The organism is Mycobacterium sp. 360MFTsu5.1, from assembly GCF_000383495.1.
Taxonomy (GTDB): Bacteria; Actinomycetota; Actinomycetes; order Mycobacteriales; family Mycobacteriaceae; genus Mycobacterium; species Mycobacterium mucogenicum_B.
This window is the reverse complement of the sequence record NZ_KB911463.1, coordinates 596,540-622,761: the sequence shown is the minus strand read 5'-3', so window position 1 is coordinate 622,761 and position 26,222 is coordinate 596,540. Positions and strand designations below refer to the sequence as shown.

Genomic DNA, 26,222 nt, shown 5'->3' with positions numbered 1-26,222 from the left:
TTCACAGGCCGGCGGCGATCTTCGCGACCAGGTCGCGCCCCTTGTTTCCCACGTTCGGAGCACAGACCCGCACGTCAATGATCACGTTCCTGCGCGAACCCAATGCGTGCTGACATGGAACCCGGGTCCCATCGCTGGCTGTCCCCGACACCGGAACGCTCGCGACGGAATCGACCGATTCAACTCTTTCCAACGCATACGTCAGGGGAACCCGACCGCCCGTGACAGTCGCCTGCTGGTTCTGGCACGACCTCCAATGTCCGGTAGTCGCCTCACGAAAGTCCGCCGCCTCCGCGTCCGTCGAGAATGCGGCCACCACCTGCACCACTTGAGCATGCTGATCCCCGTGAAGAAGCTGCCCAGCGAAACCTGTTCGGCCGTAGTACCCAATGGTGTCGAGAGCCGGCATGACCGCTTCGAGGCAGCGAATCGGTTCCACCCGCAGCTTCGTATCCGGTTTTCTGAAGATCGCCTCCGGCGTCATCGCGACGCCCACCAAGTCGCTGATCTCCGAGGGCGAGCCCAACAGCCTCGGCAGGCCGGCATCATCGATCGGTTTGACTACAGCTGATGTCAACGTCGTTGGGGAAGCAGCACCCGTGGCCGTCGTGGGAGAGCCCGATACTTTCCGGTCAGTGACCGAACAACCCGCCGCGACAACCACCACCGCTCCGATGAGCATTCCAGTACGCCAGGGATTCATCTGATCCTTCCCGTCAGCTGACTTTGTCCGCGATCTGCTTGGCCAGCTCGGCCGCCTGCGTGCCGCCGCCCGGGCTACACGCCAAGACGTCGATCACCACATCAGCCTTGGTGGTCAGCACGTGCTGGCAGCTGCGCCCCGGCTCGGTGAACATCGCAGTGAGAGTGCCCTTGTCAGCGGCGACGGCACCGACGGCCAGTGGGCGCGGCGGCTGGCCGTCGGCCGTGAACGTGACCGGGATATTCGCACAGCCCGACCACGTCGCCGTGGCCGGAATCCGTTCTGCCGCTTGGGGCCCCGGGTAGCCAGTCGCATATGCGACGACCCATGTGTTCGGGTCCGCCGGGTTGTGCAGTTCCATACCCGACATCCCGGTGAAGCCCGGGGCGAAGGTCGTGGCGCTGCCCGCGTCCGCCACACCGGCGCACGGCGGGGGAGTGGCTGTCCCTGCTCGCGGAGTTTCCGCAGTGACGATGGTCGCCGTCGCCATCGGCGGCGACTGCATGACGGCGCTCACCGCCTTGCCGTCTGGGAGCAGGTTCGCCAGATCGATGCGGTGCCCCGGGGGAGCAGCTTTGGGCGGCGCAGCGGGTGCCGTCGGTTGCGTCGGCCGGTTTCCGGAGTCGCGGGTCAGGTACGTCATACCGGCCACAAACCCCACCGCCAGGACCACTGCGCCCACGATCATCGCTGCTTTCGGCGCACTCGATTCAGCGCCGCCACCCGGCAGCCGAAGCCGGCGGTACACCACGAACCCGGCAACTGCGCCCAGCAGCACCAGCACACCGATATCGAGCGCCCACCAACGCAATTCGTGGTGCCACAGCTGATCGTCGACCGACATGAGTGGGGCGATCTTCAGCAGGTCGACCACGCTCGCAGACGCGGCGAAACCCCACCGCCCCGGCAGGAACCACGACGCCTGATCCAGGCCGACACGTCCGGTGACAGGAATCATGCCGCCGGAGAACACGATCGACAACATGATGACGACGACGAGCATCGGAAGAATCTGCTCGCTGGACCGCGCCAGAGAGGACAGCAGCAGACCCAGAATTGCCGAAACGATGGCTGCGACAGTCAGACTCACATAGAAGTCCAGGGTCGGGCTGCCCAACAGCAATGCCCCTTGGGTGGGCGCACCCTTGCCGATCACCACGATCGCGACCACGATCGCTGTCTGAATGGCGGTAAATGCGCTGTAGACAACGATTTTGGCAGAGAGGTACGCGGCGGCCGACAACCCGACCGCCTGCTCCCTGCGGAAGATGGTGCGCTCGCCGACCAGATCACGGATCGTCAGCGCGGTCCCCATGAACACTGCCGCGATGTTGGCGACGATGAGCAACTGGTTCGGTTCATTGGGTGAGTGGCCCACCGTAGCCATCCCGAATCCGGTGTCCCCCGGCACAATCAGCGACATCGCGCCCAGGATGAACGGCAGCAGCAGCAAGAAGCTGGTGTAGATCCGGTCGGCGAAGATCAGTTGCAACTGCCGGCGCGCAACGGTGAGCATTTGACGGCCGGTACTGGTGCGGGCCGGGGCGCCGAGCGGGCCGGCGGGCTCCGGCGGCGCGGCCGGTCGGTTGGCGGCCGGATTGTTCTGCAGGAACACCGCATGCGCCGCGTCGGGATTGGCCGAGACCCAGGCGAAGATGTCCGCCCAGTCCTGGGTACCCATCGCTGATCCAACCGCTTGCGGGGGCCCCGCGTAGACCGTCTTGCCGCCGGGTGCCAGCAGCAGCACCTGGTCGCACATGTTCAGGTAGGTGAGCGAGTGCGTCACCACCAGCACCGTGCGCCCGGCATCGGCCAATCGGCGCAGCATCTGCATGACCTGTCGGTCCAGCGCCGGGTCCAAACCTGACGTGGGTTCGTCGAGGATCAAAAGGGATGGGCCGGTGAGCAATTCGAGCGCCACCGAAGCGCGCTTGCGCTGCCCGCCCGAAAGCTTGTCCACTCTCTTGTCGCGATGTGCAGTGAGCTCGAGCTCAGCGAGCACCCGCTCCACCACCGCGTGGCGATCATCCTTGCTCGTGTCGGGCGGTAACCGGAGTTCGGCGGCATAGTTCAACGCCTGGCTGACAGTCAATTGCCGATGGACGACGTCGTCCTGCGGCACCATCCCGATCCGAGACCGCAACGACGCATAGTGTGCGTGCACGTCGTGTCCGTCGAAGGTGACCTGCCCGGACGTGGGTTTGGTGACGCCGCCGAGCAGCCTGATCAACGTCGACTTGCCTGCGCCCGACGGGCCGATCACCGCCGTAAGAGTGCCGGGCCGAGCGTCGAACGCCACGTTGGTCAGCAGCTGGTGGCCCTCGATGGCGAGGCCGACCTGGCGTACCTCGATGCCACCGGTCGCAACCGCCTGCCGCGACTGGACCGCGGTACCGCCGGTGAACACCAGGTCGGTGTTGCCGACGGTGATGACGTCCCCGGGACGCAGCGTGACCGCCTCGACGCGGTGACCGTTGACGAAAGTGCCGTTGCCCGAACCGTTGTCGTACAACTGGGTTCCGGTCGGGGCGGGCATCAGGTAGGCGTGGATCCGGGAGGCCAACGAATCGTCGACCCTGATGGTCGCTGTCGAATGCCGCCCGATGGTGACGGCGCCCGCAGGCGGCCCCGACGAGCGTTGTGGGGCGGGTGCCGGCGGGCGCGGCGGTGCAGGCGGCGGCTGCGGAACCGGCCGTGGCGGTTGAGGAATCGGCTGCGTCGGGCGCGGTGGCGCCGTCTGCGCCGGTGGCTGCCGGTACTTGGCGACCGGAATGACCTGGGTCGCCGTACGGAAGTGGAGCTGCGGCCCGTCGGGAGCTCCGACGGCCAGCACGAGGTCGTCACTGATGACCGCCGACGGCACACGCGTCCGGTTGGCGAAGATCCCGTTGCGAGACTTGTCGATTGCCACCCACTGACCGACACCGGGGTCCACCCGGATGATCAGATGCAACCGGGACACCACGTGCTTGGCGCCGGGGCCGGCGTCCGGGATCCTGACATCCGAGGCCTCGCCACGGCCGACGGTGACCTCCTTGCCGGGCGGGAAGGTGAACATGGCGCCGCCGAGCGTCACGATGAGCGGCGGGACGGAGCTCACGAATGCACTCTCCTCACTGGTAGCGCTTGTAGCAGCCCTCGTCGTCGGTGGCCAGCCCGGCCCGGAACGCCGCGATCCGGGTGAACGCGGCCGGCACACCCTGCCCATCGACCGCCGTGGCGACGTATCCGTTGGTCAGCAGCCCGGCGACGGCCTTGTCCAGGTCACCGGCGGTCAACTGCAGGCTGGCACCACTGGGCAGGTCATGCGGCTTGGCCATCTGACGCTGGGCCTGCGCGGTCAGGCAGGCTGTGCGCAACGCGGCCGTCGGGTCGTCCAGCTTGACTCCACGCTGGTTCTCCAGCGCCATCATGTACCGCGACACGACGATCGAGAACGCCGTGTTGTCACCCTGGATCAGAGTCTTCTCGGCCATGTCAGCCGGTGTGCCGATCTGTTGGAGGGCGGGCAGGTTCACCGAGATCGTGTTCGTCGACGGACAGTATGAAGCAGGCGAATCACCTTGCGAGGTATCGCATTTCGCCGGACCGTATGTCAGCTTCGGGGGCTGCTTCGGGGAATAGATCACCCCGAGCAACTCGACCAGGGTGCCGATCGTGTCCTTGTCGATGGGCAGGTCGGCGGACCGGTGATCGTCGTCCGTCGGCTCATCTTCGAGCTCCATCGGCAGGCCCTTGCGGCGCTGTTTGATGTCGTTCAGATCGATGGCCGCGCAGGCTTGCGGTCCGACGGTGAAGCCCTGCTGGAACGCGCTGACCCGGTCCAGCGCGGTGCCGTGGCCGTCGGTGAGCATGTCGTCGTCGTGCGGTCCCAGCGTTGGGTCCCGGACGGTGATCAGTCCGGCGAGCACATGGTTGAGGCCGTCGCCGGTGCTCATCATGAACCGCTTGGAATCACCGGCCGCGACATAGTGCAGATACGCGCCGGCAAAGCAGTCGGCCTGTTGTTCACGGACGATGACGGGCGTACTGCGGGTCACCAGCTTCGCCATGTACTGGATCGCGTGGCCGTACTCATGCCCGATCAGACCGGCGACTGAGACGTCGCCGAAGTACTTTCGCCCGGTCGGCACCATGATGCCGCGGTCCCAGGCCATCAGCTTCTCACTGGGGCAGTAGAAGGCATTCACCAGCCCGGCGGTGTCCTCTTCGCACGCCTCCGGACTGTTCCGATCGCGAGCGTCGTACGACAGGAACTTCTCGATGGGCTTGAACGAGCCCTTCAAACCCGATGCGCTGTAGTCGTGTTGCCAGTACTCGGCGATGTCGTTGATCGCCTGCAACGCCAGTCGGTCGACGTCGCTGTTGTTGGTGTTCTGTACCTTGCCGACCGCTGCGGGCGCGTTGTCGCGCAACCCACTCGGACCATCCTTGGCCGGGAGGTCGGCGACGTGGAAGGGGTCGTTGACGGGCGACACCGCGGTGCCGGCGACGGTCGGCGCACAGCCGGCGAGCAGCGTCACCGCGCATACCGCCACCGAGCGGCGCAGCGCCGTTCCGCGCATCACCCGCAATCCGAAATCGCCTGTCATCGTGCCCCCTGACGTTCGGTCCAGACTATGGCCTGCCGGCAGCTCCAGAACAGCGAACGGTGCACCCCGATGTCAGGGTGCACCGTTCATCGTCGGGCCGTCAGAACTGACCGGTAGCGATCTTCTGAATGCCCTTGTGGACCTGAATTCCGATGTAGCCCAGCACAACTGCGATGACACCGTTGATCACCACAGCCAATATCAGCATTGCCGTGAGGGTACCGCTGATGTAGGGGCTGCCGCTCACTCCCGCCAGGCCGATGATGCCGAACAACAGACCCAGCAGGCTTGCCACCGCACCCACACCGCAAATCCCGTAGGCCACGAACTGCGCTGCCAGCTTCGTGCCGAGGGCCAGGAAGCAGTAGGCCAACCCGAGCCAGACCACACTGGCGATGAGCGATCCGATGCCACCGAACAGGCTCAGGAACAACCCGATCAGCACCGCTCCGCCGTAGCCGAGATACACGAACTGGTTGGAACCCTGCGGGTTGTTCCGCATGTTCTGGAACCACGGCTGCTGGATCAGCTCACCGCGGACACCGCGCGTCATCAACCGGAAGATGAACGAATCACCCTTGGTGAGCAGCGACTTGGCCATGTCGACGGGCGTCTGCTGCGGACCCGGCGGTCCGCCGAACTGCGGTCCACCCGGGCCGGGGTATCCACCGGGCTGGGGTGCGCCGAAACCAGGCTGGGTACCGCCCGGGCCGAATCCGGGTGGCGGAACCGGAGCACCGAAACCCGGAGCGCCGAACCCGGGGGCACCGTAGGTCGGAGCGCCGAACCCGGGCGGGGGCGGCGGCATAGATGAACCCGCGGGGTTCCACGGCTGCTCAGGCTGCGGTGGCACCGGTGCTCCGGGCTGGCCGAACTGCGGCTGCGGCGGCTGATAGCTCGGCTGCGGCGGCTGCCACTGCGGGGCCGCGGGCGGCACCTGCTGGCCGTAAGGGTTCGGCGCGACGGGAGGCTGCGGCGGCTGCCACTGGGGGGTCGCGACGGTCGGCGGAACGACCTGAGTCTGGTCACCCGTCTCGGGGGCGGCTGCGGTCGAGGGAACGACCTGGGTCTGGTCGCCCGTCCCCGCAACGGCTGCGCTCGGCGACTGGAACGCCGACCGATCGACGAACTGGGTCTTCTCCTCGAGATCACCGGCCGTCGGCGGCTGCTCACTCGCCGGGCCGGCCTCGTGATTTTCGGACATATCGTGGTCTCCCTAAATATTGACTACTCAAGACACGGTACGGGCGCCAACATGGCGACAGCGCGGCGGTGTCACCCGCCGCGCGACCGAACAAACCCTGTCAGAACCGGATGTTTCTGATGCTGTCGTAAACACCGGCGATCCACAGCAGCAACGGAATCACCGCGGCAATCGCCGCACCGTCGGTCAGCTCCAAGATCCGCTTGGTCACCGGCGACACGCGGCCAACGCCGTCCGTCGCGCCGACGGTGATCAGCGCCACCAGCGCAAGGGCCACGTACAGCACGATCACCAGCCAGGCGCCGTCGGCATCCCACGAGACCAACTTGATCATCACCCCGGTCGGGATGGCCACCGTCGCCGCCAACAGTGCCCAGCCGCACCAGCGTTCGGCATACAGCCGCGACCGGAAGCCGCAGACGACCGTCACCAGTCCCGCGACGATCAGCGAATGCACGAAGAAGTGTCCCTGCACGACGATCGCGATGGCACCGTAGGTCAGCACCGTGACACCGGCGCTCAGGAAACCGATCAGCAGCTGTCGTGCCAGCGTGCTGCGTTCGGTCAGCCGGGCCGCGGAATCGGGCACCGAATCGATGATCGCGCGCCATGTCGCCGACTCCTCATCGATGACATCGCTGTGCGCGGCAACGGGATCCAGCAGTTCCTCGTTCGCGATCACCTCACCCGGCGCGGGGATCGGCGGCAGCGCGATCCGCGCCACCGCGACAGTGAGCTTCGCCGCGTTGGTCACGACGATGAGGCCGAGCGCGATGGCACCGGCGGGAACCCACGACGCCCCGCCATATCCGTAAGCGATGGCGGCGCCCGTCACCGCGGCCGCGATGACTGCCAGGAAGGCTGCCACCGCGGCACGCTTTCGCGGTCCGCCGCGGGTCGCAAGCACGACGATCAGAATCACCGCCGCCGCACCGGCGAGCTGCGGCGCACCCATGTCGTTGATGCCCCGAGGGAGCGGAACCGCCAAAGCGGCCGCGCCACCCAACAGCGGCAACGACGCCACGAGAAGACTCTCGGACAGATCGACGTTGTCGTAGCGGCTCTTGGCAACGAAGCTGCCGCCCAACACCAGCGCGCCCAACAGGCCGAGCGCGACCGGCCACCACCAGCCGTGGCCGGACTGCGACCACGACCACAACGACGCACCAGCGACTGCGAGCGTCGCGACTGGGATGGCCAGTCCGACAAGCCGTTTCAGCGCGGCGCCATCGAACTCCGGGGACTCTTCGAGCACCGCCATGGCGTCGATGACGTCCTCGACCAGCGGCCGGTAGCGTTCGGTCCGACTCACCGACACCAAGGTCAGCAGGGCACCGTCGACGACCCCGGCGTCGTCGAGCGACTCGGTGGACTTCAACGGCGGCGACCCCGGACGCGCGAACGCCCAGACGCCCTGAGCCTTGAAGTCGAACCCGGCCAGCACATCGGCCGGGGTGTCGTCGAGCAGATCAGCGAGGACGTTGACCGTCTCGTCGATGTAGGTCTCGATCGGCGTCGATGCCGGCAGGACCAGATCGGTCATGCGTCGACCCGTCAGGATGGTGACCCGGGTGGTCGACTGCCTTGTCGGATTGTCAGCTGCCGCGGCGGGCGCAGCGGTTGCGGGGCCGGCCGATGCGGTCACCGGCGCTCGAGCCTGTCGAAGTCGTCGGACAGCGCCGCGGCGAGTTCGGTGATGCGCCGCTGGTAGGTCTTGCCCAGCAGGTCGAACTGGATGTCGGAACCGGCGGCGATGTGTTTGTCCCACGGCAGTACGACGACGCGGCCGGCGGGCACGTGGCGTTCGAACTGCTGCACCAGGTCGTCGACGTCGATGTTGGTCTTGCCCGGCGTCACGTGGTTGATGACCACACACGCCCGGCCCAGCAGATCCTGATATCCGTTCTGGCGCAACCAGTCCATGGTCACCGCAGCCTGGCGGGCACCGTCGATCGAGGCACTGGCGACGATCACCAAGCCGGACACGGTCGACAACACGGCTCGCGATGCCTGGTGGAACAACCCGGCGCCGCAGTCGGCGAGCACCAGGTTGTAGTACTGCGAGACGATCTTGACCGCAGCCGACCAGTCCTCTTCGTTGAAGTCGCGGCGCGCGACGCTGTACTCGGCCGATGACAGCACCTCGAGGTTGGAGGCGTTCATGCTGGTGTACGCGCGGATGTCGTTGTAGCGCGCAAGTTCCTTGTCGGACAACAGATCCGATATGGTCGCAGCCGACTGCCGGCCGGCCCGGTCGGCCAGGTTGCCGCCGTCCGGATCGGCGTCGACAGCCAGGATTCGGTCACCGCGGACTTTCGCCATGACAGAACCCAGAGTGACCGTGACAGCCGTCTTGCCGACGCCGCCCTTCAGCCCCAGCACACCGATCTGGTACGAGTCGCGGGCATTACGTCGGATCCGGGTGTAGAGGTCCAACTCGTACAGCTCGTCGGGCGACAGGCCCAAGTTGATCCGCGTCAGCAGGTAGAGCACGTGGCGCCAACCACGCTGCGACGGCATCTTCACCCCGGCCCGCACACCCACGTGCGACAGCGCGTCGATGGCGCGGTGGTCGCCGATGGTGGCGGCCGACGTCTGATCCGGCATGTGCTGCTCGGTCCACTGCATATCGGCCTGGGGATCCATGGCGTAGTGCTGCGGCGGCGGCTGCATGTGCCGCGGTGGGGGAGGCATCATCATCGGCGCGTGCTGCGGCTGCTCGTACTGCGCGCCTGCCATCGGCGCGCCCTGCGGCGAGCGCATGAGGCCGTTCTGCATGAATTGCGGTGGCGTAGGCGGCATTTGAGTCGTCACTTCGGACGGCCGCGGCGGCGGGACCATGCCCGGCGGCTGCTGTGGCTGGCCGGCAACGGGCGGGCCCGACGGCGATTCGGCCCCTGCAGCCGAGGCAGCGGCCGCGGAGGCAGACATCTGCGCGGCGGCAGCAAGGGTCGCGTGGTCGACGGTTCGCGTGGCTTCCTCGTTGTCGGCCTGGCCCGGCGAGTTGTTGAAAAGCCGGTCATAGTCGGCGGACATGAGTACCTCTCGATTGTGTGGGGATTACACCTGGAACGCACATGAGGTGGGCAGAGTCGACCCTACGCCGACCTGCCCACCTCCTGTGTTGCGTCGTGCCGATCGCCTAGCCGAACAATCCGGTGACGCCGTGCTCGGTCGACTGCATGGTGCCACCGGCCTCGCTGACCGCATGCCCGAGGCTCTGCAGCGCATTGTTGAGCTCCATCGCGGTGTTGTCCCACCGCTGCTGGACGGCCTGGTAAGCCTCCGAACCCGAGCCGCCCCACACCGAAGCCAGCTTCGCCAGCGAGGCCTTGCCCTCGTCCAGCAGGCCGTGCGTCGTGTTCACCGCACCAGCCAAGTCGCCGGCGCTTCCTTCGATGCCGGCGAAATTCCAGTCCTGTGCCATTTTGTCTTCTCCGCTTCTGAGTCGTTGTACGTGGTGGTTGGGTCTGGCTAGATCTGCATCTGGCTCGACAGCGACGACCCGGCGTCGGCATCGGTCGCGGTGTACTGCACGCCGGCAGTCTGGATGTTGGCGGAGATGTCGGCCAGCTCCTTGAGCTGCGCCGTCATGGCCTCGTCAAAGCGAGTCAATGCAGCCTGGGCCGCCATGCCCGCCTCGGGCGTCTTCATGTGCGTCGCGAGCTGGCCCGCCACCGCGTCGACGTGGGTCTTCACGCCGTTCAGCTCGCCCGCGATGCGATCGAAATTACCTGCCTCTGAGGCGAGGACTTCGGCATCTGTATTCATGCTCGTCATGCTGGATCACCTTTTCTATTTCCTGTGTCCTCACCACGGGAATGGCGAGTCCTTGCCGACCCCCCTGGGCCGGAAGCCTTTGTGTGACGCGACAACTCACCAGTCGTCGTCATCGTCGTCGAGGTCCTGAACCAGAACCCCGGGGGCTTTGAGGGCCTCCCTTGTCCCTCCGCCCTTCTCTGCTTTGCGGCCAGGCATTCCGCCACCGGCCCCACCGGCACTACTCACCGGCGCCTTGCCGGCACCTCCTGCACCCGCCGCCGCACCCGCCTCGAGCGAAGCGGTCGGGGGGCCCCCGAGACCACCGACCAGCGAGGCCATCAGCGGCGTCCGCGGTGCGGAACCGCCCATTCCGGGCAGTGACGCAGCACGCACCAGGCCGGCACCCGATGTCGCGCCCGAGCCACCCGCCAGCGGGTGATTGGAGAAGGGGCTGGCGCCCATCAGGCCGATCTGCGGCCCGTTGTTCTGACCGAAACTGCTGCCCAGCTGGCTGAAGATCTGCGTCACCTGTTGCATCGGCTGGCTCAACTGCTGAACTGGCTGCGTGATGAGCTGACCGAGCTGCTGCGGCAGCTGCGCGGCCTGCGATCCGACCTGCGAGACCACCTGCATCATCATCTGCGCGCCCTGCTGGCCTTTGTCTTGCTGCTCGCTGGCACGCTGCGCTGCCGATTCCGCTTTGGATGCCTGTCCCTGCGCACGTTGTCCCGCGAAATTCGCCTGGGCAGCGGCATTTCCCACCATCAGCGCCGCGTCTTCGATCGCCGACTGGCTCGCTACCTGCGAGATGACCAAGTTGCGCGCCACTGCCTCCGAAACCCCCATCGCGGCTCGCGCGACAATCGCCGCTTCCGTCGCCTCGCCGACCCCAGGTATCACGATGGGCTTTGGCGGCAGAATGGGTTCGAACAGCGTGTTCATGGTGGTCTCGGCCTGATACGTCTCCATCACCGAGCCCGCCAACGCCCACATGCGCGCGTAGTCCGCCTCGTTGAAGCCGATCGGCACCGTATTGATACCCAGGAAATTCGTGGCCTCGAGCACGCCGTGCGTGACGTGGTTCATCTCGATCTCCGGCAGCTGCGGAGTGGTGGCCAAGGCCAAGCTGTATGACTCCGCCTGTGCCAACGCCTGCATCGCGCGCTTCTGTGCCTGCATAGCAGTAGTGTGCAGCCACGTCACCATCGGTGAGGTTGCCGTGACGGCTCGTTCACTGCCCATGCCGGACCAGTTCGCGCTCAGTTCCGCCAAGCTGGCGGCAAGCTCCACCGCCTGCGTCTCCAGCGCGACGGCCAACGCTTCCCACCCTGCAGCTGCTTGCAGCATCGGCGCAGGGCCTGCACCGGCCATGAGTCGGCCGGTGTTCATCTCCGGCGGGAATGCTCCGTAGAACATCGCCGGCATGGCGGGAAGCCCCATGATTTGCTGTCCTCAGGCTCTGTGTGGGCTCGTCGTACGCGGTGGCTAGATCAGGGTCGCTGACGTGGCCACATCAGTGGCCTCATACATGGCGCCCGCCTCGACGTACGCTGCGCCAGCACGCGCCAGCTCTTCCTGGGCGAAGGCGTTGATGCCCATGACCTCGACCCCCTCGACGGCGAATGCCATGGCGGCCTGCAGCGACACTTCGTCTGCACCGGCCGGGACCAGGGTGCTGGCCTCCGTCATGGTGGCAGTGCCGGTCGCAATGCCACGCGCTCCGTTGGCGACAACCTGCGTGCCGACGCCGATCGCGCCCTCTTCATGTTGCAAAGGCTGCATTTCTTTTCTCCTTACCAATTCAAGATCGCGGTATGGAATTGTGCGAACGGCACAGATAAGAATTGAAGATCCCCCACGGAACCCCCGTTCCCCCTAGGCCGATCAGCGGGCGTTTAGCGTTGCTGAACGTCTGAAACTGATACTACCGAGGGTTTTGGGGGGTTACCTACACTTATTCCGCCGGAGGATCAACATAGGCAGCCTGGATGACCTCCTTACCGTCCGGTGACACCAGAAGCGCCTGGCCAGGGGGCCTACGACGGAGTTTGAACTCGCTCGACGGGAACTCCGCTTTCTCGCCCGACAGGAACATCGTCGGCGTTCCGGCGCCATAAGCGGTACCGACGAACTTGTCCATCGTGGACCGGTGCGCCTGACTCATCTGACATGTCACGATGATGTGCAGACCGATATCGGCGGCGGCCGGCAATAGCGGAGCCAATGGCGCCATCGGCGACCCCATACCGCTGGCGGCGACGATCATGTGCCAGTCGTCGACCAGCAGCACGACGTCCGGACCGCTCCACCACGACCGCGAGCGCAACTGGGACGTCGTCAGGTCCGGTGGCGGCAGCCGCTTCTTCAGGTTCACCGCCAGCGCCTTGATGGACTCTTCCAGGGCGGCGATGTTGCGGTTGATGGCGCCCGCCGCGAGCAGATGTGTCTCAGGCACGGCGTCGAGGAGGCCAGACCGGAAGTCCGCGAGCATGAACCGCACCTGATCGGGGCTGTTGCGCTTGCAGATCGCCTCCGCCACCGCATGCGCAATGGTGGTCTTGCCTGACTTCGGCGCACCGAAGATGAGCTGATGCGGCGTGTTGTACATGTGGTTGTACGCCACCGAGAGATCGGATTCGCGCACGCCCACCGGCACCGTCCACCGAGTCCGGTAGTCGTTCTCCGGGCCAGGCGGATTCGGGTCGAGTTCGTGCAGGTAGATCCGCTCGGGCAGCACGCGAACCCGCGGAGCCATGTCGGTGTGCAGCGACGCGATGTGGTCAACGGCCGCGGTGATGGCCGGCACCAGGTCGGCTGCGCTGTGCACCCCGTCCATCCGGGGCACCCCGATCATCAGGTGGTGCTTCTCCATCGACACCGCCCGCCCAGGGCGGTTCGGCGGAATCTCGCGGGTGATGCGGTCGATCTGCGTCTCGTTGACGTCACCGAGGCGGAACTCGACCTTGGTGCCCAGGTAGTCACGGACACGGGATTTCAGTTCCGTCCAGCGCGGCGTCGAGATGATGACGTGCACTCCGAACGACAGGCCCTGGCCGGCGAGGTCCTGAACCACCGGCTCGAGGTCCGGGAACTCACCGACGAACGCCGGCCAGCCGTCGATGATCAGGTAGACGTCACCGAACGGATCCTGCGACGCCGGATGATTCGGGTCCTCACGCAACTGTCGGTAACTGGCGATCGACCCGATGCGCAGCTCTTTGAACGTCAATTCACGCTGCCGCAGAACGGCTTTCATCTCCGCGACGACGCGCTGTACCCGGTCCGGTTCGGAACGGGTGGCGACGCCGCCGACGTGCGGCAGGTCCTCGAGGTACATCAGACCACCACCACCGAGGTCGACGCAGTAGAACTGCACCTGGCGGGGGGAGTGGGTCGCGGCCGCCGACAGCACCAGCGTCTGCAGAAACGTCGACTTCCCGGTCTGCGGCGCACCGCCGACCGCAATGTTGCCGCCGGCCGCCGACGTGTCGATGCCCCACACTTCCTGCTTGTGGCGGCGCGGTTCGTCCATGATGCCGAGGCCGAAGCGAAGCGGGGCCCGCTGGTCGCGCTCCACCAGTTCGTTGACCGGCATCGGATCCAGCAGCGGCGGCAGCCACATCTTGTACGCGCGGCTCTCACCGGTCGTCAGCTGGTTCAGCACCACTTCACGCAGCGCGCGCTGTTCGGTGTTCGTCATCGTCCGACTCCCGAATCTGCCATCGGCGCTGCGGTGAACGGCCGAATCCGGAAGTTGTTCTGCGCCACCACTCGTGGCGCGTCGTCACCGTCGTCGTTCTCCGCTGCCGTCGGCACATAGGTGCCGCCGGTGTAGATGCTCTTGAACTTGACCGGATCCTCCATGCCGACCCGGAGGAAGCCGACGCCGCTCTCCTTGTTGGTGATGTACTGCGCCTCGGGCGTACCGATCACCGCCTTGGATTCGGCGGAGCTGGTGGTACGCAACGCGATTCGGTACGTCAGGTTGGGCTCCAGTTTGTCGATGCGGGCGCCACCGGTGTTGAGTGACTGCGTCGCCAGCAGCAGGTGCACGCGCAGCGACCGGCCCACGCGGCAGATGCGGTCGAACAGTGCGATGAAGTCCGGGTGATTCTGCAGCAACTCCGCGAACTCGTCGACGACGACGAAAAGCGTTGGGAGCGGCGGCAGGTCGGCCCCACGCTCGCGGTACTTCTCGTACTCGGCGACGCCCGACAGCGCACCGGCCGCGCCGACCTGCATACCGGCCTGACGCAGGATGTTCTGCCGCCGGTCCAGCTCACCGGTGAGCACCTCGCCCATGCGGCCGACGAGTTCGGCTTCCTCTTCCATGTTGGTGACGACGGCCGCGGTGTGCGGCAGCTTCTCCATGCCCAGGAAGGTCGAACCACCCTTGAAGTCGGTCAGCAGCAGGTTGATCTGATCCGGATGGTGCGTCGCAACGAGCGAAAGGATCAGGGTACGAAGGAATTCCGACTTACCGGAACCCGTCGTACCGATCAGCATGCCGTGCGGACCGGCACCGAACTCGGCGCCCTCCTTGATGTCGAGATGCATGATCTCGCCATTTTTCAGCTGGTGGCCGAACGGAATCCGCAACCGGTCCTGATCCGTATCCGAGTACATCCGCCACCGCCGCGGCGTCACTTCCTCGACCGAGCGGGCACCAACCAGGTGGTGCCATTCACTCGACACCTTCTTCTGGACGCGCGTGCCCTTGTCGATGATCGTGCCGGTGATGGACCAGCCCGCGAGCTTGCGCGCCAACCGACCGGCCGACGTCGGGGTCACCGAGTCGGTCACGGTGGTGACCTCACGCCATGGCTGGGACGCCGTGCGGTCCTCACATGAGCCGTCGGGGTTGACCTTGATGCGGTAGCCGGACCGGTGGTTGCCCTTGGTGATGACGGTGACGCCCGCGCGGCCGTCGACCGGGAAGCCGGCTTTGCCGCCGGTCAGGTCGACCACCAGCACGTAGGGACCGGAAGGCGGTGCGTCGGCGCTGTGCGGACCGCGCGCCGTCAGATCGGCCAACCCGTCCGGCTTGGTGAACACCAGGCGCTTGGGTCCGGCATCGTCGAACTCGGTCTGGCTCTGCACGTGGGGCAGCCACTTGAGCCACGCCCAATCGGGATCGTCGAGATCGTCCATCAGGACGCGAATCTGGAGCAGGTCCGGCGGATGGAAGACCGCCAGATGACAGATCATGGCGGCGAGCAAACCGCGCGACCCTTCCGGATCACCACCGACTGCGATGGTCGGGTAGCTCTTGAGGATCACCAGCTTCGGGCAGTCGTGCACCAGACCGTGGGTGCGCAGGAACTTGGTCACCCACATGTGGCTGACTGGTTCCAGGTGCGCCTGCGGCGCGGCCATCGGGCCCGCGAGGTCCGACCCGATGTTCGGCTTGAGCAACCGGTCGACCGCCGCCTGGGCGCCGATGCCGATGCGGGCACCCATGAAGAAATCGGCGTTGTTGCCGCTGACGCTGCGCGACCACTGCCGCTGGGTGCCGACGATGGACAACAGGTCCTCGGGATGCGGCGCGTGGTAGCTGAAGAAGGTGACCTGCGCGTCGGCCGACGATGTCACGCGGGTCCGCAGGCCGGCCAGGTACCGCAGATACTCCTTGCGGTCCTCATTGATCTCCGGCACCTTCTTGCCGCCGCCACCGCCGCTGGCCATGTAGCCGACGGTGCCCATGATCATCATCAGCGGCATCATCAGCATGTACGGCGACAGCTGACGAACGCCGGTGAAGATCATGATCGCGATCATCCCGAGCATGCCGCCACCCATGACGTACGGCATCGCCTTCTGCATGCCGGACGCGGGGATCTCGATGCCCAGGTCGTCGGGCGGCGTCACGTTGATCTCACCCGGGGTCAGGCGCGGACCGCGCTTCATCGATGGGGTGAACTTCTTGGTTGTCATGACGCACCTCCCGGATGCGGCGGAGCCGCGGCCTCGTTGCCGCCGCCCACCTTCCGCGGTTTCGGATCCGCCGGCAGCGTGTCGTGCTCGAGCAGCGCCGCCTCCTTCGACAGCACCGGCCCTTCCATCAGCAGACCGACCACCTGCCACGGCGCCGTGACGGCGCCGCTGAGCCCGAGGGCCTTCGCGGTGTCGTCGTTGGCTATCCCATACCGGACGCCCTGGGCGTCGACGTAGTACTGGGCCTCGCCGTACCGCGGGTCCGGGGACTGCAGCCGGATGAACTGGCCGCCGTCGATGTAGACGGTGGCGTCGCCGCTGATCTGCTTGATGCCGTTGCCCATCGAGCTCGGCGGGATCGGCAGGTGCCGACCGACGATCACTGTGGTCTTGGCACCCTGGTCGCCGGCTTCGCGCTGCCATGCCCAGCACACCGTCGGATCGTCCTGCGGCAACAGCATGGTCATGGGCTTCGCCGGCAGAGGTGAGGTGTAGGTCTGCTCGGGGATCTTGGCGACGACGCTGGATTCCACCGACGGCGGCGAGATCAGCCCGTAGGAGTTCGTGGCGCGCAGTGCGGCCGCCGTGGTGTCGTTGACCTTCGCGACGCCGTCGGGCAGCACCACGTACTGCTGCTTACTGTTGTCGGTGACCGTCTGGAACACCGTGCCGTTGACCAGATTCGGCGGCAGGCCGACGCTGTTTGGCGCGCCCGCGGCCGGGATCGGGGCCAGTGCCCAGGGGCCGACGTTCGGCAGTGCGTTGAACAGGCCGGACGAGATGGGCGCCGACTTCGATCCGACCGGAATTCCCACGGCGGAGGTCAGCGCGCGGTCGGCCAGGTCGATCGCATGCCGACCGTCCTTGGTGATGAGCCAGGTCTTGTCCTGGTACTTGACCAGCACGCCCTGATCCGGGCGGATGGGCGCGACGCCGCCACTGAGGACCACCGGCTCGACCAGCACCGAGGTCTCGACGGTCGGGGTGACGCTTTCGGGCTTGGTGACGGTGTCACACACCGACCAGGTGCCCGACGTGCCGTTGATCGGCGTCGCATAGGGCGCACCGGGGATGCCGATGGGTTGACCCTTGGGCATCTTGGACAGTTCCGCAGGCTTGACGACCTGCGGCTCACCGGTGTGGCCGAGAACCAGCCGCGCCGATGTCAGGTTGTAGACCGGACGGATCTGCCCAGAACCCCCGGGCATCACCACGTACAGCTGGTTGGTGCTGCGGTCGACGAGCAGCGAGTCGCCACCCCGCTTGCCTTGCGGTTTGAAGTACGCCAGCATCGCGGCACCGAGGCAGACGATGACCGCGACGACGATGCCTGCCGACACCGACCGGCTGTAGAACTGCAGCGGGTCGTCGAACATGCGGGTGTCGCGCCGCACGATGGCGTGCTCGACGCGGCGGAGCAGGAAGCGCCAACCGCTGACCTGAACCTTGGTGGTGAGCCGGAAATCAGCCATCGGTTATTCGCCGATGCTCAGGCGCCGATGCACCCCGCTGATCGCGGAAGCCATGTCGTCGCCGGTGATCTCGCCGAGCGCCTCGACGCTCAGGCTCTCGATGTCCATCGAGCGGGCGAGGCGCATGTCGCGAGCCTGCTCACCGGCCTCGACCAGCTGGCGCGCGTAGCGGCCGTTACCCGCGATGTCGATGGCCGGCTTGCCGTTCAGCTCGTGCTGGTACAGCGTGGTGGCCGCTTCCAGCACCTGCTTGGCCGCTTCGTCGTTGATCAGCGAATCATTGCTCTTGGCAATGACTTTCGCGATCTCGACGATCTCTTCGGGGGAGTATGACTCGAACTCGATGCGGGTGGCGAACCGGGAACGCAGACCATCGTTGGCTTCCAGCAGCCGGTCGATGTCCGAGCTGTATCCGGCGATGATGACGACCAGCCGGTCGCGGTCGTTCTCCATGCGGGCCAGCAAGGTGTCGATGGCCTCCGAGCCGAAGGCGTCGCCGCCCTGCAGCCCGTCCTGGATCAGGGTGTAGGCCTCGTCGATGAACAGCACGCCGCCGAGCGCCCGGTCGATGACCTTCGACGTCTTCACCGCGGTGTGGCCGAGGTACTCACCGACGAAGTCCTTGCGGGACGTCTCGACCAGCTTGGGTTCGGCGATGACGCCGAGGCCGGCCAGGATGTTCGCGACCACGCGGGCGATGGTGGTCTTGCCGGTTCCCGGCGGCCCGGTGAAGATCATGTGCTTGGACTGCTGAGCGACCTTCATGCCACGCGCGGCCCGGATTTTCGCCATTTGCGTTGCGGCGCGGTAGGTCTCGATCTGCTCTTTGACCTTCGCCAGGCCGATCTGCCGGTCCAGTTCGGCCTGGGCATCGCCGAGCATCTTGTCGCGCGCCGAGGTGTCCGCCACCACGCTGTTGGGATCCCACTTGTCGGAGCGGGCCGCGATCTTCTCCGCCGTGGTGGTCGTCAGGCGATAGTTCGGATCACGAAGCGCCTCAGTGACTTTCGGCTCCGGGAAATTGGCCTGCAGCCATTCCAGCAGGCGCCGCGCGCCCTCTTCGTTGCCCTGATCGCGGAACGTCATGGCCAGGTACCACGCGATGGGCCGGCCGCACGCCGTGCCCGCCGGCGACTCGTTGGCCTCGGTCAGCTTGTCCTTGGCCTCGGTGAACAGGCCGAGGTTGGCTGCCGCGACGCCGCGGGCCACGCCGGCGGCGCCCGCCAGGAACGCGTCCGGCCAGCTCTCCGAACCCCGGAGCACCTCCATGACATCGGTCCAGCGCTGGCCGCCGGTGTAGATGACGGCCTTGACCCACGCCACCAGATGCTCGGACCCGCCGACCGCCGCGCCCTCCACGGCTTCCAGCGCGTCGGCATAGTTGCCCTCGGCGGCCTCGTTGACGGCGAACGCCAGCGTGAGCGCCAGCGGCGAGTTCACGGGGTAGGTGATGTCACCGAGCTCGCCGCCGATGCGCACCCGGGCGTTGACCTGCGCCAGCGACACCTCGGCCTGGCCGGCGAGCATGCCGAGGTTGCCGCGTGAGTACCAGGCGCGGAACAACGTCGTCCGGTCGGTGTCGCCGCAGCGGATCCGCCCGATCCAGGCGTCACACGCGGTCTCGTCGACCGACGTGATCTCGCTGAACAGCTGCATCGAGCGCGCCGGTGCGGTGTCCAGCATGCCGACGGCGTTGTTGAACATGGCGGCGAGTTGGTCACTCATTGGCGTCTACTTCCCCTGAATATCTGGTGGCAAAGATGTGGGCGCGGGTCGCGGCGGCGTCTTCCGGCGACGGGAGATCGAGACTGCGGGACAGGAAATCCTTGGCCTCGGCGCGGTCATGGCCCAGTTCCCGGAGTCCGGAGTACATGACGTCGTATTGCGCCGACCTGCCATCCTGGCGGGCGAGTCCGGCGATCACGAGAATCTCGTCCGCCAGTTCGACTTCCGTCATGTTCGTGACGCCCGGGGCGAGCCGGATCCGGTGGATCCGGCCGTCCATGAGGGCTGTGACGGCCACCGTCTGCGGCGGGTTGGTGACCGTGTACCCGAACGGGACGGGCTCGTCATCGATGGCGGGCAGATCGTCCCCCGTGCCAACGGCATCGGGGGTGACCACATCGTCGTCGTCGGCGTACAGGTAGTCGAGTGCGCCGCCGAGATCGTCGTCCGAGCCGTCGTCCGGATCATCGCCCGACGGCTCGTCATCGAACCCGTCATCATGGTGGGCCGCCAACGTCAGTCCTGGTAGTCGTCGCCGGCGGCGCCCGCGGAGGGCGTGTCGAACCAGGATCGCGACGGTAGGAACTCCAACAGCCCCTGCAGGGCGCGTTCCAGGTTCTCGTCGGTGCCGGCGAGGAAGCTGCCGTACAGCTCGCCGCTGACTTTCCGCGGCAGGGAGACGATGCGGCCCAGCCGGGAGTCGAGAACACCGGCGGCGACGTCGGCCTGGCTGAAGGTGCCACCCTCGTGCCGCTCGTTGGCGGTGAGTTCCACCCACGAGTCGGGGTTGGCGATGAGTTCGGAGTAGGCCCGCGCCGAGCTCAGGCTGATGCCGAACTGGGTGAGCTGGTCCGGTGTGCGGGCGTCACTGAGCCGGCTGGTCGACGCGGTCAGGGGTTCGACGTTGGCGGGGTTGGCCGTTCCGAGCACGGCATTGACCATGCCGGCCAGGCCCACCTGCGGGGCGACCCGCTGGACGACGATCATCTCGCCGTCGCGGGCCGCGACGACATGCCGCTCACCCTTGCGACAGACGACGAACCGCAGCATCTTCCCGCCGACGTCGCGGCGCCACCAGCGGCCCTCGATGGTGCGGTCGGCGCGGCTGAGGGTGTCGACCATCGCGGCGACTTCCGGATGCGGATTGCCGTAGATGTCGAGGACGCCCTGCGCCGTCAGATCCCGCCGCACCTGTTCCCAGACTCGGTCTCGAAGGTCGAGCTGAGGAATGTTCGGCCGGATGCCGAGGCTGACTGGGAAGTCCATGAGCTCGAGCTTGTCGGCGATGACCAGCATGCCGTCGATGGTGACCTCGACCGCGATGACGTCGTCGATGCCGCCGGAGGCGGTGCTGGCGGCGGTGTACGGGCCGGTCACGACAGCCGTCCCGACGACATAGCCGACCCAGACGACCTGGCATCACGCCCGGCGCATGTGTCCACCCGCTGCATCTCGGCTCCACCCCCTGTTCCCGGCGCCAGGCGCCGGGCATCGCTGTCCTCCGTGACCATCTTGGTACGCCACCTGACGGACGGCAGGCCGATGGCCAAACTCCTACGCGAGTCACGGCATCTGACCTGCGCGGGCGGCCCCACACCACCCCCACAGCGCTTCCCCACAACCCGCATCGAGCCTACCAGCGGGTCCGCCGCCGGATCCGCACCAATTCGCCGGAAGCACACACCCGACCGGCGCGGTCGACGCACGACGAAAACCGTTGGCGGACAGGGTAATCAACGGTGTCACCGGCGATACGCCCGAACCGTCCGCCGAACGGGCGCCGACGCAATTGGGCCCGGCCATCCCGCCGTCGGCGCCGGCGTGGTCGATACTGGGAGGGCATCTGCGTCTTGGCACCTGCGTCGAGCGAACCGAGGAGAGAAAGCGCGTATTCGGTGACTGACCACTTCGAACCGCAGCCGGGCCCCCCGGAAAGCGCTTTCGCCGGACATCCCGTGAACACACCGCCGGCGTGGCCGCGCGTGAATCCGGCCGGGAACAACACCGGCATGCAACACACCGAACCGCTGCAGCGCAGGGCCGGCTACCCACCGCAGCCCGGTCCCGTCCAGCCGGGCCCCATGCCGCCCGGTCCGATGCAGCCGGGACCGCACCCGCACCAGCCCTGGCCACACGGTCCCCAGGGCCAGTTCATGCCGCCAGGTTCGTACGCCGATGCCATTCGCCGCGACGACCTGCTCCGGACCCGCAAGCCCGAGCCCGGTCGCGGCTGGCGCAAGACGCTGTTCAAGGCGACGTTCGGGCTGGTCAACCTCGGTCCGTCACCCGACGAGATCCAGGAAGCACAGCAGATCAACCGGATCCGGTCGGCGCTTTCGGGCCATTACAAGGTCGGTGTGATGGGCAAGGGCGGCGTCGGCAAGACGACGGTGTCGGCATCGATCGGGTCGCTGTTCGCCGAGCTCCGGCAGGAGGACCGGGTGGTGGCCGTCGATGCCGACACCGCGTTCGGCAAGCTCGGCAGCCGCGTCGACCCCAAGGCCCTGAGCTCGTACTGGGAGTTGGCGTCCGACCAGCACCTGGAGAGTTTCGCCGACATTCGCAACCGGGTCGGCAGCAATGCCGCCGGGCTGTTCGTGCTTGCCGGTGAGGCGAGCCCGGCCCGCCGCCGGGTGCTGGATCCCGCCGTCTACCGCGAGGCCGCCTCGCGGCTGGACCGCCATTTCACCATCTCGATCATCGACTGCAGTTCCACAATGGACAGCCCCGTCACGCAGGAGGTGCTGCGGGATCTGGATGCGCTCATCGTGGTGTCGTCGCCCTGGGTCGACGGTGCCGGCGCGGCCGGGCAGACGCTCGACTGGCTGGCGGCGCACGGCCTCAACGGTCTCCTGCAGCGAACTGTGGTGGTGCTCAACGATTCCGACGGCCACGCCGACAAGCGCACCCGCTCGGTGCTGGCGCAGCAGTTCGCCGGGCAGGGGCAGGCCGTTGTCGAGGTGCCGTTCGACGGGCACCTGCGGCCGGGCGGCGTCATCGCGGGCACCCGGGAAATGGCGCCGGCGACGCGGCGCAAGTTCATCGAGATCGCTGCCGCGCTGGCGGCCAACTTTCCCACCGGTGACGACCGGCACCGCGCGCGTTCCTGACGCCCGAGGCAGCTAGACCAGCTGCAGGAGCAGCTTTTCGACCAACTCTTTGTCCTGCTCGGACACCGCTGCCTCGGCCTCGGCGCCGACCACGACGGCCTCGGGCACTCCGGCCGCCAGGGCCGTCTCCTGAATGGTCAGGTTGGCACCGCGGCGGGCCGCGTACAGCCGCTGCCCGAGCGTTGCGGTGGGCGATTTCGCGCCGAGCAGCGTCAGTTCGTCGATGCGGGCACGCACCAGTCCCAATGCCTTGATCAGCGGCGGCGACACGGGGCCGAGCCGCGCGGCACTGGCCGCGACGGCCTCGAGCTGCCGCAGGTCGGACAGAATCTGGGTGACCCACGGCGTGAATTCAGAATCCTCGATCGCCGGCAGTGCGTCCGCCGTGGCGCCCAGCGTGTTCACCGCGGCGACGACGGCCTGCGCGATGAGCGGAACCTCACCCGCATTGGTCAACGGCGGGGCCGGGGCAGCCTGCGCCTGGGGCGCCAACGGCACCTGCGTCGTCGGGACCGGCTCGCCACTGCGGATCCGGGCGATGGTTCCCGGCGGCCACTGCAATACCTCTTCGAGACGCAGGCGGGTTCTCTCCCGCGGCCAGCTGCGGCCCTTTTCGAAGGAGATCAGCGCTCCGGCGTTGATGATGCCGTCGGCCGCCAGACTGCGCTGGCTGATGTCCAGCTCGCGGCGCCGCGCGGCGGCGGCGGCACCGGCGCGCTCCATTCCGGGGTCGACTGCGGGCAGGGCGATGTATTCGGTGACGTCATCGGGATCGATGTTCGGCACCCGATGTCACCTCCCATCCCTTGCGGCCCGCGCTCAACACGAAATCCGGAGCACCGTCGGCGGTCCGATACAGCTTAACCCGTTCAGTCCCACATAACTATTGCGTTAACAGTCACTGAACCGTATCGGTGCGGCGCGAAGCGCTTCAGTTAGACCGTACACCCTCCCCAAACCGCGACTTTCACCAATGTTATTCCGGACCATTCGGATGATTTCTGCGCCTCTGTAGCGCGCTGACCAGCGGATATATCTAACGCTACGGTTTAACTGTTGCATTACTGCAGTCTGGTGCTATAGATTCTTCCCAACCGCGACGGAACAGTCGCAGCGCAACAACAAAGGAGTACTCCGATGACCGCAATTGCCATGGACGGCCTGCCGCTCGGTGAGTGCACCCGGAGCCCGGAGCAGTGGACGACGATCGCCAGCGAGGAGGCCAAGAGCCTCTGCCGCCAGTGCCCGCGCCGCTGGGCCTGCGCGCGTGACGCCGTCGAACTGCCCCGCGCCGAAGGCCTCTGGGCCGGCATCGTCATCCCGGCCGAGGAGGGCCGCGGCCGGACGTTCGCGCTGAAGCAGCTGCGGTCCCTGGCCGAGGCCAACGGCTACCCGGTCCGCCGCCAGCGCCGAATCTTCCTCGAAGTCGCGTAGTACCCGCTGCCCACGCTGCCGTTTGAGGGGGCGGCAGCGCGGGCAGCGGCTTTACGCACGAGGGTTACCGTGGCTCCTATGGCCACTACGAGCACCACCGACAAGACCGGAGCACCCGCCACTGTCACCGCCGAAGCCGGACGATTCACCATCGCCGTCGTCGGCAAGACGGTCGGGCTGATCGATTACATCGACCAGGGTGGCCGACGAATCTTCCCGCACACCGAAGTTCAGCCCGAGTACGGCGGTCGTGGACTGGCGACGATCCTCGTCGCCGAGGCATTGGACGCCACCCGGGCCGCAGGGTTACGCATCGTCCCGGAGTGCTCGATGGTCAGCGGATACATCGCCAAGCATCCCGAATACGCGCCGCTGGTCGACCAGGCCTGAGTGGTTTGGGCGCGCTCCGTATCGGAGAGTGATACGGGGCGCGCCGAGATCACTGCTGGTTCAGATACTGCGCGGTCGAGCCGCTGACCGGCATGTCGGGCATGCCGAGTTTGCGGTGGTCCCAGCTGCGCATGCGGCTCGGTACGACGCGGACCGCGACGCGGTTGTTCATCATCTGGTCGACGAACGGGCGCATTTCGTCGGTGTACGGGCCGGTGTAGCGCTCCCACACACTGATGCCGACACGCAGGCAGGTGTCGGGATCCTCGACTATCTCGGCGGTGCCGTCGATCGACACACCACGCAGGGTGCCGTAGGTGTCACCGTCCTCGATCATCACGGTGATGGTCGGGTCCCGGCGCAGGTTGACCGCCTTCTGCGACTTGGCCTTGGTCTCGAACCAGATTTCGCCGTCGAGCACGGCGTACCACATGGCCACCAGGTGCGGCCGGCCGTCAGCCAGGACGGTGGCCATGGTCGCGGTCCGGCTGCGATCGATGAACTCGACGATCTCGTCGTCGGTCATGACGATCTTCTTGCGCTCGTTCTGTCCCACGCTCTTATGCCTATCAGGCCGCCTCTGGGGACCGTTACTCGCCCCGCAGCGCCGCGATCGCCGGGCCGAACATCGTCGCCTTGATGGCGGCCATGGTCTGGGAATCCTTGCCCGCCACCGGAATCACGAGATCCACCGCGGCGGAGACCACCGCGTCCTCGGCCGCGGCCAGTTCGACGATGCCGTACTTGGCGGCGTCGTCGCCACCGAAGCGCCGGCCGGTGGTCATCGACGCGATGGCCGCCTGCGGCGTCAGCTTTGCCTGGATCAGCGCGGCCATGCCCGGGGTGAACGGAATCCGGATGTCGACCTCGGGGAAACAGAAGAACCCGCGGTCGGCGCGCATGGTCCGGTAGTCGTGGGCCATCGCCAGCATGGCGCCGGCGCCGAAGGCGTGTCCGTTGACCGCGGCGGCCGTCGGGATCGGCAGCGTCAGCACCCGCGCGAACAGGGCGTGGACCCGCCCGACGTACGCCTGCATCTGGTCGCCGTGCGCCATCAGCCAGTCGAGATCCAGCCCGTTCGAGTAGAACTTCCCGGCGCCGGTGGTCACGAGTCCCTGGGCGCCACCCGCGACGAGATCGTCGATGGCACTGTTGATGTCGTCGAGGAAGCCGAGCGAGAAGCGGTTCTCGTCATCGCCGAGATTCAGGATCGCGATTTTGTCCTGGTAGCTGACGGTGATGGTCATGGTTGTTTCCTCCTGGTTGGGGTGGGTTCGTCGGCGAGGACGGCGCGGACGGCTGCGGTCAGCCGATCACGCGCCCAGCTGTTGCTGATTCTGTTGCGGGACAAGATGATTGCGGTCGGTAGGTCGACGATGCACACCGTGATGGCGTCGACCGCCGCGCCGTCGCGCCGGTCCCACAGGTGCGACGACAGCCGCACCATCAGGTCGATGAGCTCGCGGTCGAGGTCTTTGAGTTCGGCCGCCAGCGCTCCCGGCAGGTCGGGGCCGAGCAGTTGGTCGCGCTGCACCCGCCACACCAGTTCGGCCGACTGGCGCTGACGTTCGTAGAACACCGCGGGCGCCTGCGCGGCGGCGACGACCGCGTCCACGGGATCGGCGGCGTCATCGGCCAGCGCGGCGTCGACCAATTCGGTTTGTACGTCGAGGAATCGGCGCGCAGCACGCAGCCAGGTGCGGGCGACGAGCTCAGATCGCGAGCCGAAGTTGTGATAGATCGCGCCGTTGGAGACGCCGGCGGCGGCGGCCACCGAACGGGTGGTGACACCGGCCGGCCCGGCCTCGACGGCCAGCGACTCGGCGGCGTCGAGCACCGAGTCGAGGTCATACACACGAGGCCGGGGCACCGGCACACCATAACAGAGCAATCGCT

23 protein-coding genes are annotated in these 26,222 nt (G+C 66.9%); 3 read left to right on the top strand and 20 right to left on the bottom strand.

What is annotated here, in order from left to right; translation table 11 throughout:
* Position 1 precedes the first annotated feature (1 nt).
* The 16 genes from H289_RS0106555 to H289_RS29905 all read right to left on the bottom strand — a co-directional run bounded on the left by H289_RS0106555 (position 2) and on the right by H289_RS29905 (position 20,769).
* Positions 2–682, bottom strand: coding sequence for a sensor domain-containing protein (locus H289_RS0106555; protein WP_081633322.1), 681 nt, complete (start codon positions 680–682; stop codon positions 2–4).
* A gap of 34 nt (positions 683–716) precedes the next feature.
* Positions 717–3,761 (bottom strand): ATP-binding cassette domain-containing protein, encoded by a 3,045-nt coding sequence (locus tag H289_RS29920; RefSeq protein WP_502685696.1) that lies wholly within the window; start codon positions 3,759–3,761, stop codon positions 717–719.
* A gap of 55 nt (positions 3,762–3,816) precedes the next feature.
* Positions 3,817–5,268 carry a neutral zinc metallopeptidase gene (locus tag H289_RS0106545; protein ID WP_029104864.1) on the bottom strand — a complete coding sequence of 484 codons (1,452 nt, stop codon included), beginning with the start codon at positions 5,266–5,268 and terminating at the stop codon, positions 3,817–3,819.
* Between the two features lie 127 nt (positions 5,269–5,395).
* Complete coding sequence (locus H289_RS33330) at positions 5,396–6,499, bottom strand: hypothetical protein (protein ID WP_029104863.1); 1,104 nt, start codon at positions 6,497–6,499, stop codon at positions 5,396–5,398.
* A gap of 100 nt (positions 6,500–6,599) precedes the next feature.
* A complete protein-coding gene (eccD, locus tag H289_RS0106535; RefSeq protein ID WP_020099963.1) occupies positions 6,600–8,144 on the bottom strand; it encodes a type VII secretion integral membrane protein EccD in 1,545 nt (514 codons plus the stop codon).
* Entirely contained in the window at positions 8,141–9,535 is a 1,395-nt protein-coding gene (locus tag H289_RS0106530) for a MinD/ParA family ATP-binding protein (protein ID WP_020099962.1), read from the bottom strand. Before H289_RS0106530 ends, eccD begins: the two co-directional genes overlap by 4 nt.
* A 106-nt stretch (positions 9,536–9,641) precedes the next feature.
* Positions 9,642–9,926 carry a WXG100 family type VII secretion target gene (locus tag H289_RS0106525; protein WP_020099961.1) on the bottom strand — a complete coding sequence of 95 codons (285 nt, stop codon included), beginning with the start codon at positions 9,924–9,926 and terminating at the stop codon, positions 9,642–9,644.
* A 47-nt stretch (positions 9,927–9,973) separates the two neighbouring features.
* Positions 9,974–10,270: a WXG100 family type VII secretion target gene (locus H289_RS0106520; RefSeq protein WP_020099960.1), complete on the bottom strand. Its 297-nt coding sequence runs from the start codon at positions 10,268–10,270 to the stop codon at positions 9,974–9,976.
* A gap of 105 nt (positions 10,271–10,375) precedes the next feature.
* On the bottom strand, positions 10,376–11,701 hold the full coding sequence (locus tag H289_RS0106515) for a PPE family protein (protein ID WP_020099959.1): 1,326 nt from the start codon (positions 11,699–11,701) through the stop codon (positions 10,376–10,378).
* Between the two features lie 45 nt (positions 11,702–11,746).
* Positions 11,747–12,043 (bottom strand): PE family protein, encoded by a 297-nt coding sequence (locus H289_RS0106510; RefSeq protein ID WP_020099958.1) that lies wholly within the window; start codon positions 12,041–12,043, stop codon positions 11,747–11,749.
* Between the two features lie 172 nt (positions 12,044–12,215).
* Positions 12,216–13,961, bottom strand: coding sequence for a type VII secretion protein EccCb (gene eccCb, locus H289_RS0106505; protein WP_020099957.1), 1,746 nt, complete (start codon positions 13,959–13,961; stop codon positions 12,216–12,218).
* Positions 13,958–16,195, bottom strand: coding sequence for a type VII secretion protein EccCa (gene eccCa / locus H289_RS0106500; protein ID WP_020099956.1), 2,238 nt, complete (start codon positions 16,193–16,195; stop codon positions 13,958–13,960). Before eccCa ends, eccCb begins: the two co-directional genes overlap by 4 nt.
* Positions 16,192–17,667, bottom strand: a complete 1,476-nt coding sequence (gene eccB, locus H289_RS0106495) for a type VII secretion protein EccB (RefSeq protein WP_020099955.1) — start codon at positions 17,665–17,667, stop codon at positions 16,192–16,194. Before eccB ends, eccCa begins: the two co-directional genes overlap by 4 nt.
* A gap of 3 nt (positions 17,668–17,670) precedes the next feature.
* The gene (gene eccA, locus H289_RS0106490) at positions 17,671–19,392 is read right to left on the bottom strand and encodes a type VII secretion AAA-ATPase EccA (RefSeq protein WP_020099954.1); all 1,722 of its coding nucleotides are present in this window, start codon (positions 19,390–19,392) and stop codon (positions 17,671–17,673) included.
* Positions 19,385–19,906: a hypothetical protein gene (locus H289_RS29910; RefSeq protein WP_020099953.1), complete on the bottom strand. Its 522-nt coding sequence runs from the start codon at positions 19,904–19,906 to the stop codon at positions 19,385–19,387. Before H289_RS29910 ends, eccA begins: the two co-directional genes overlap by 8 nt.
* 2 nt (positions 19,907–19,908) lie before the next feature.
* A complete protein-coding gene (locus H289_RS29905; protein WP_020099952.1) occupies positions 19,909–20,769 on the bottom strand; it encodes an ESX secretion-associated protein EspG in 861 nt (286 codons plus the stop codon).
* A 518-nt stretch (positions 20,770–21,287) separates the two neighbouring features.
* Between H289_RS29905 and H289_RS0106475 the strand changes: the two genes are divergently transcribed.
* Positions 21,288–22,502 (top strand): MinD/ParA family ATP-binding protein, encoded by a 1,215-nt coding sequence (locus H289_RS0106475; protein WP_020099951.1) that lies wholly within the window; start codon positions 21,288–21,290, stop codon positions 22,500–22,502.
* Between the two features lie 12 nt (positions 22,503–22,514).
* On the opposite strand, the gene H289_RS0106470 is transcribed toward H289_RS0106475, so the two are convergent.
* Entirely contained in the window at positions 22,515–23,288 is a 774-nt protein-coding gene (locus H289_RS0106470; protein WP_020099950.1) for a hypothetical protein, read from the bottom strand.
* A gap of 351 nt (positions 23,289–23,639) precedes the next feature.
* Between H289_RS0106470 and H289_RS0106465 the strand changes: the two genes are divergently transcribed.
* Entirely contained in the window at positions 23,640–23,936 is a 297-nt protein-coding gene (locus H289_RS0106465) for a WhiB family transcriptional regulator (protein ID WP_029104857.1), read from the top strand.
* 78 nt (positions 23,937–24,014) lie between these two features.
* Positions 24,015–24,326 (top strand): GNAT family N-acetyltransferase, encoded by a 312-nt coding sequence (locus H289_RS0106460; protein WP_020099948.1) that lies wholly within the window; start codon positions 24,015–24,017, stop codon positions 24,324–24,326.
* A 49-nt stretch (positions 24,327–24,375) separates the two neighbouring features.
* Here the strand turns inward: H289_RS0106460 and H289_RS0106455 are convergent, their stop codons facing one another.
* The 3 genes from H289_RS0106455 to H289_RS0106445 are packed head-to-tail and all read right to left on the bottom strand — an operon-like array spanning position 24,376 to position 26,196.
* Positions 24,376–24,882, bottom strand: a complete 507-nt coding sequence (locus tag H289_RS0106455; protein WP_020099947.1) for a pyridoxamine 5'-phosphate oxidase family protein — start codon at positions 24,880–24,882, stop codon at positions 24,376–24,378.
* Between the two features lie 34 nt (positions 24,883–24,916).
* Positions 24,917–25,573 (bottom strand): enoyl-CoA hydratase-related protein, encoded by a 657-nt coding sequence (locus tag H289_RS0106450; protein ID WP_020099946.1) that lies wholly within the window; start codon positions 25,571–25,573, stop codon positions 24,917–24,919.
* Positions 25,570–26,196 (bottom strand): TetR/AcrR family transcriptional regulator, encoded by a 627-nt coding sequence (locus tag H289_RS0106445; RefSeq protein WP_029104856.1) that lies wholly within the window; start codon positions 26,194–26,196, stop codon positions 25,570–25,572. The genes H289_RS0106450 and H289_RS0106445 overlap by 4 nt, the downstream gene beginning before the upstream one ends.
* Positions 26,197–26,222: the final 26 nt, after the last annotated feature.

Excerpts from the sequence above, each read along its gene's own strand:
- H289_RS0106555 (WP_081633322.1), bottom strand. The coding sequence starts at position 682 with ATGCTCATCGGAGCGGTGGTGGTTGTCGCGGCGGGTTGTTCGGTCACT.
- H289_RS29920 (WP_502685696.1), bottom strand. The coding sequence starts at position 3,761 with ATGTTCACCTTCCCGCCCGGCAAGGAGGTCACCGTCGGCCGTGGCGAG.
- H289_RS0106545 (WP_029104864.1), bottom strand. The coding sequence starts at position 5,268 with ATGCGCGGAACGGCGCTGCGCCGCTCGGTGGCGGTATGCGCGGTGACG.
- H289_RS33330 (WP_029104863.1), bottom strand. The coding sequence starts at position 6,499 with ATGTCCGAAAATCACGAGGCCGGCCCGGCGAGTGAGCAGCCGCCGACG.
- H289_RS0106530 (WP_020099962.1), bottom strand. The coding sequence starts at position 9,535 with ATGTCCGCCGACTATGACCGGCTTTTCAACAACTCGCCGGGCCAGGCC.
- H289_RS0106525 (WP_020099961.1), bottom strand. The coding sequence starts at position 9,926 with ATGGCACAGGACTGGAATTTCGCCGGCATCGAAGGAAGCGCCGGCGAC.
- H289_RS0106520 (WP_020099960.1), bottom strand. The coding sequence starts at position 10,270 with ATGAATACAGATGCCGAAGTCCTCGCCTCAGAGGCAGGTAATTTCGAT.
- H289_RS0106515 (WP_020099959.1), bottom strand. The coding sequence starts at position 11,701 with ATGGGGCTTCCCGCCATGCCGGCGATGTTCTACGGAGCATTCCCGCCG.
- H289_RS0106510 (WP_020099958.1), bottom strand. The coding sequence starts at position 12,043 with ATGCAGCCTTTGCAACATGAAGAGGGCGCGATCGGCGTCGGCACGCAG.
- eccCb (WP_020099957.1), bottom strand. The coding sequence starts at position 13,961 with ATGACGAACACCGAACAGCGCGCGCTGCGTGAAGTGGTGCTGAACCAG.
- eccCa (WP_020099956.1), bottom strand. The coding sequence starts at position 16,195 with ATGACAACCAAGAAGTTCACCCCATCGATGAAGCGCGGTCCGCGCCTG.
- eccB (WP_020099955.1), bottom strand. The coding sequence starts at position 17,667 with ATGGCTGATTTCCGGCTCACCACCAAGGTTCAGGTCAGCGGTTGGCGC.
- eccA (WP_020099954.1), bottom strand. The coding sequence starts at position 19,392 with ATGAGTGACCAACTCGCCGCCATGTTCAACAACGCCGTCGGCATGCTG.
- H289_RS0106465 (WP_029104857.1), top strand. The coding sequence starts at position 23,640 with ATGACCGCAATTGCCATGGACGGCCTGCCGCTCGGTGAGTGCACCCGG.
- H289_RS0106460 (WP_020099948.1), top strand. The coding sequence starts at position 24,015 with ATGGCCACTACGAGCACCACCGACAAGACCGGAGCACCCGCCACTGTC.
- H289_RS0106450 (WP_020099946.1), bottom strand. The coding sequence starts at position 25,573 with ATGACCATCACCGTCAGCTACCAGGACAAAATCGCGATCCTGAATCTC.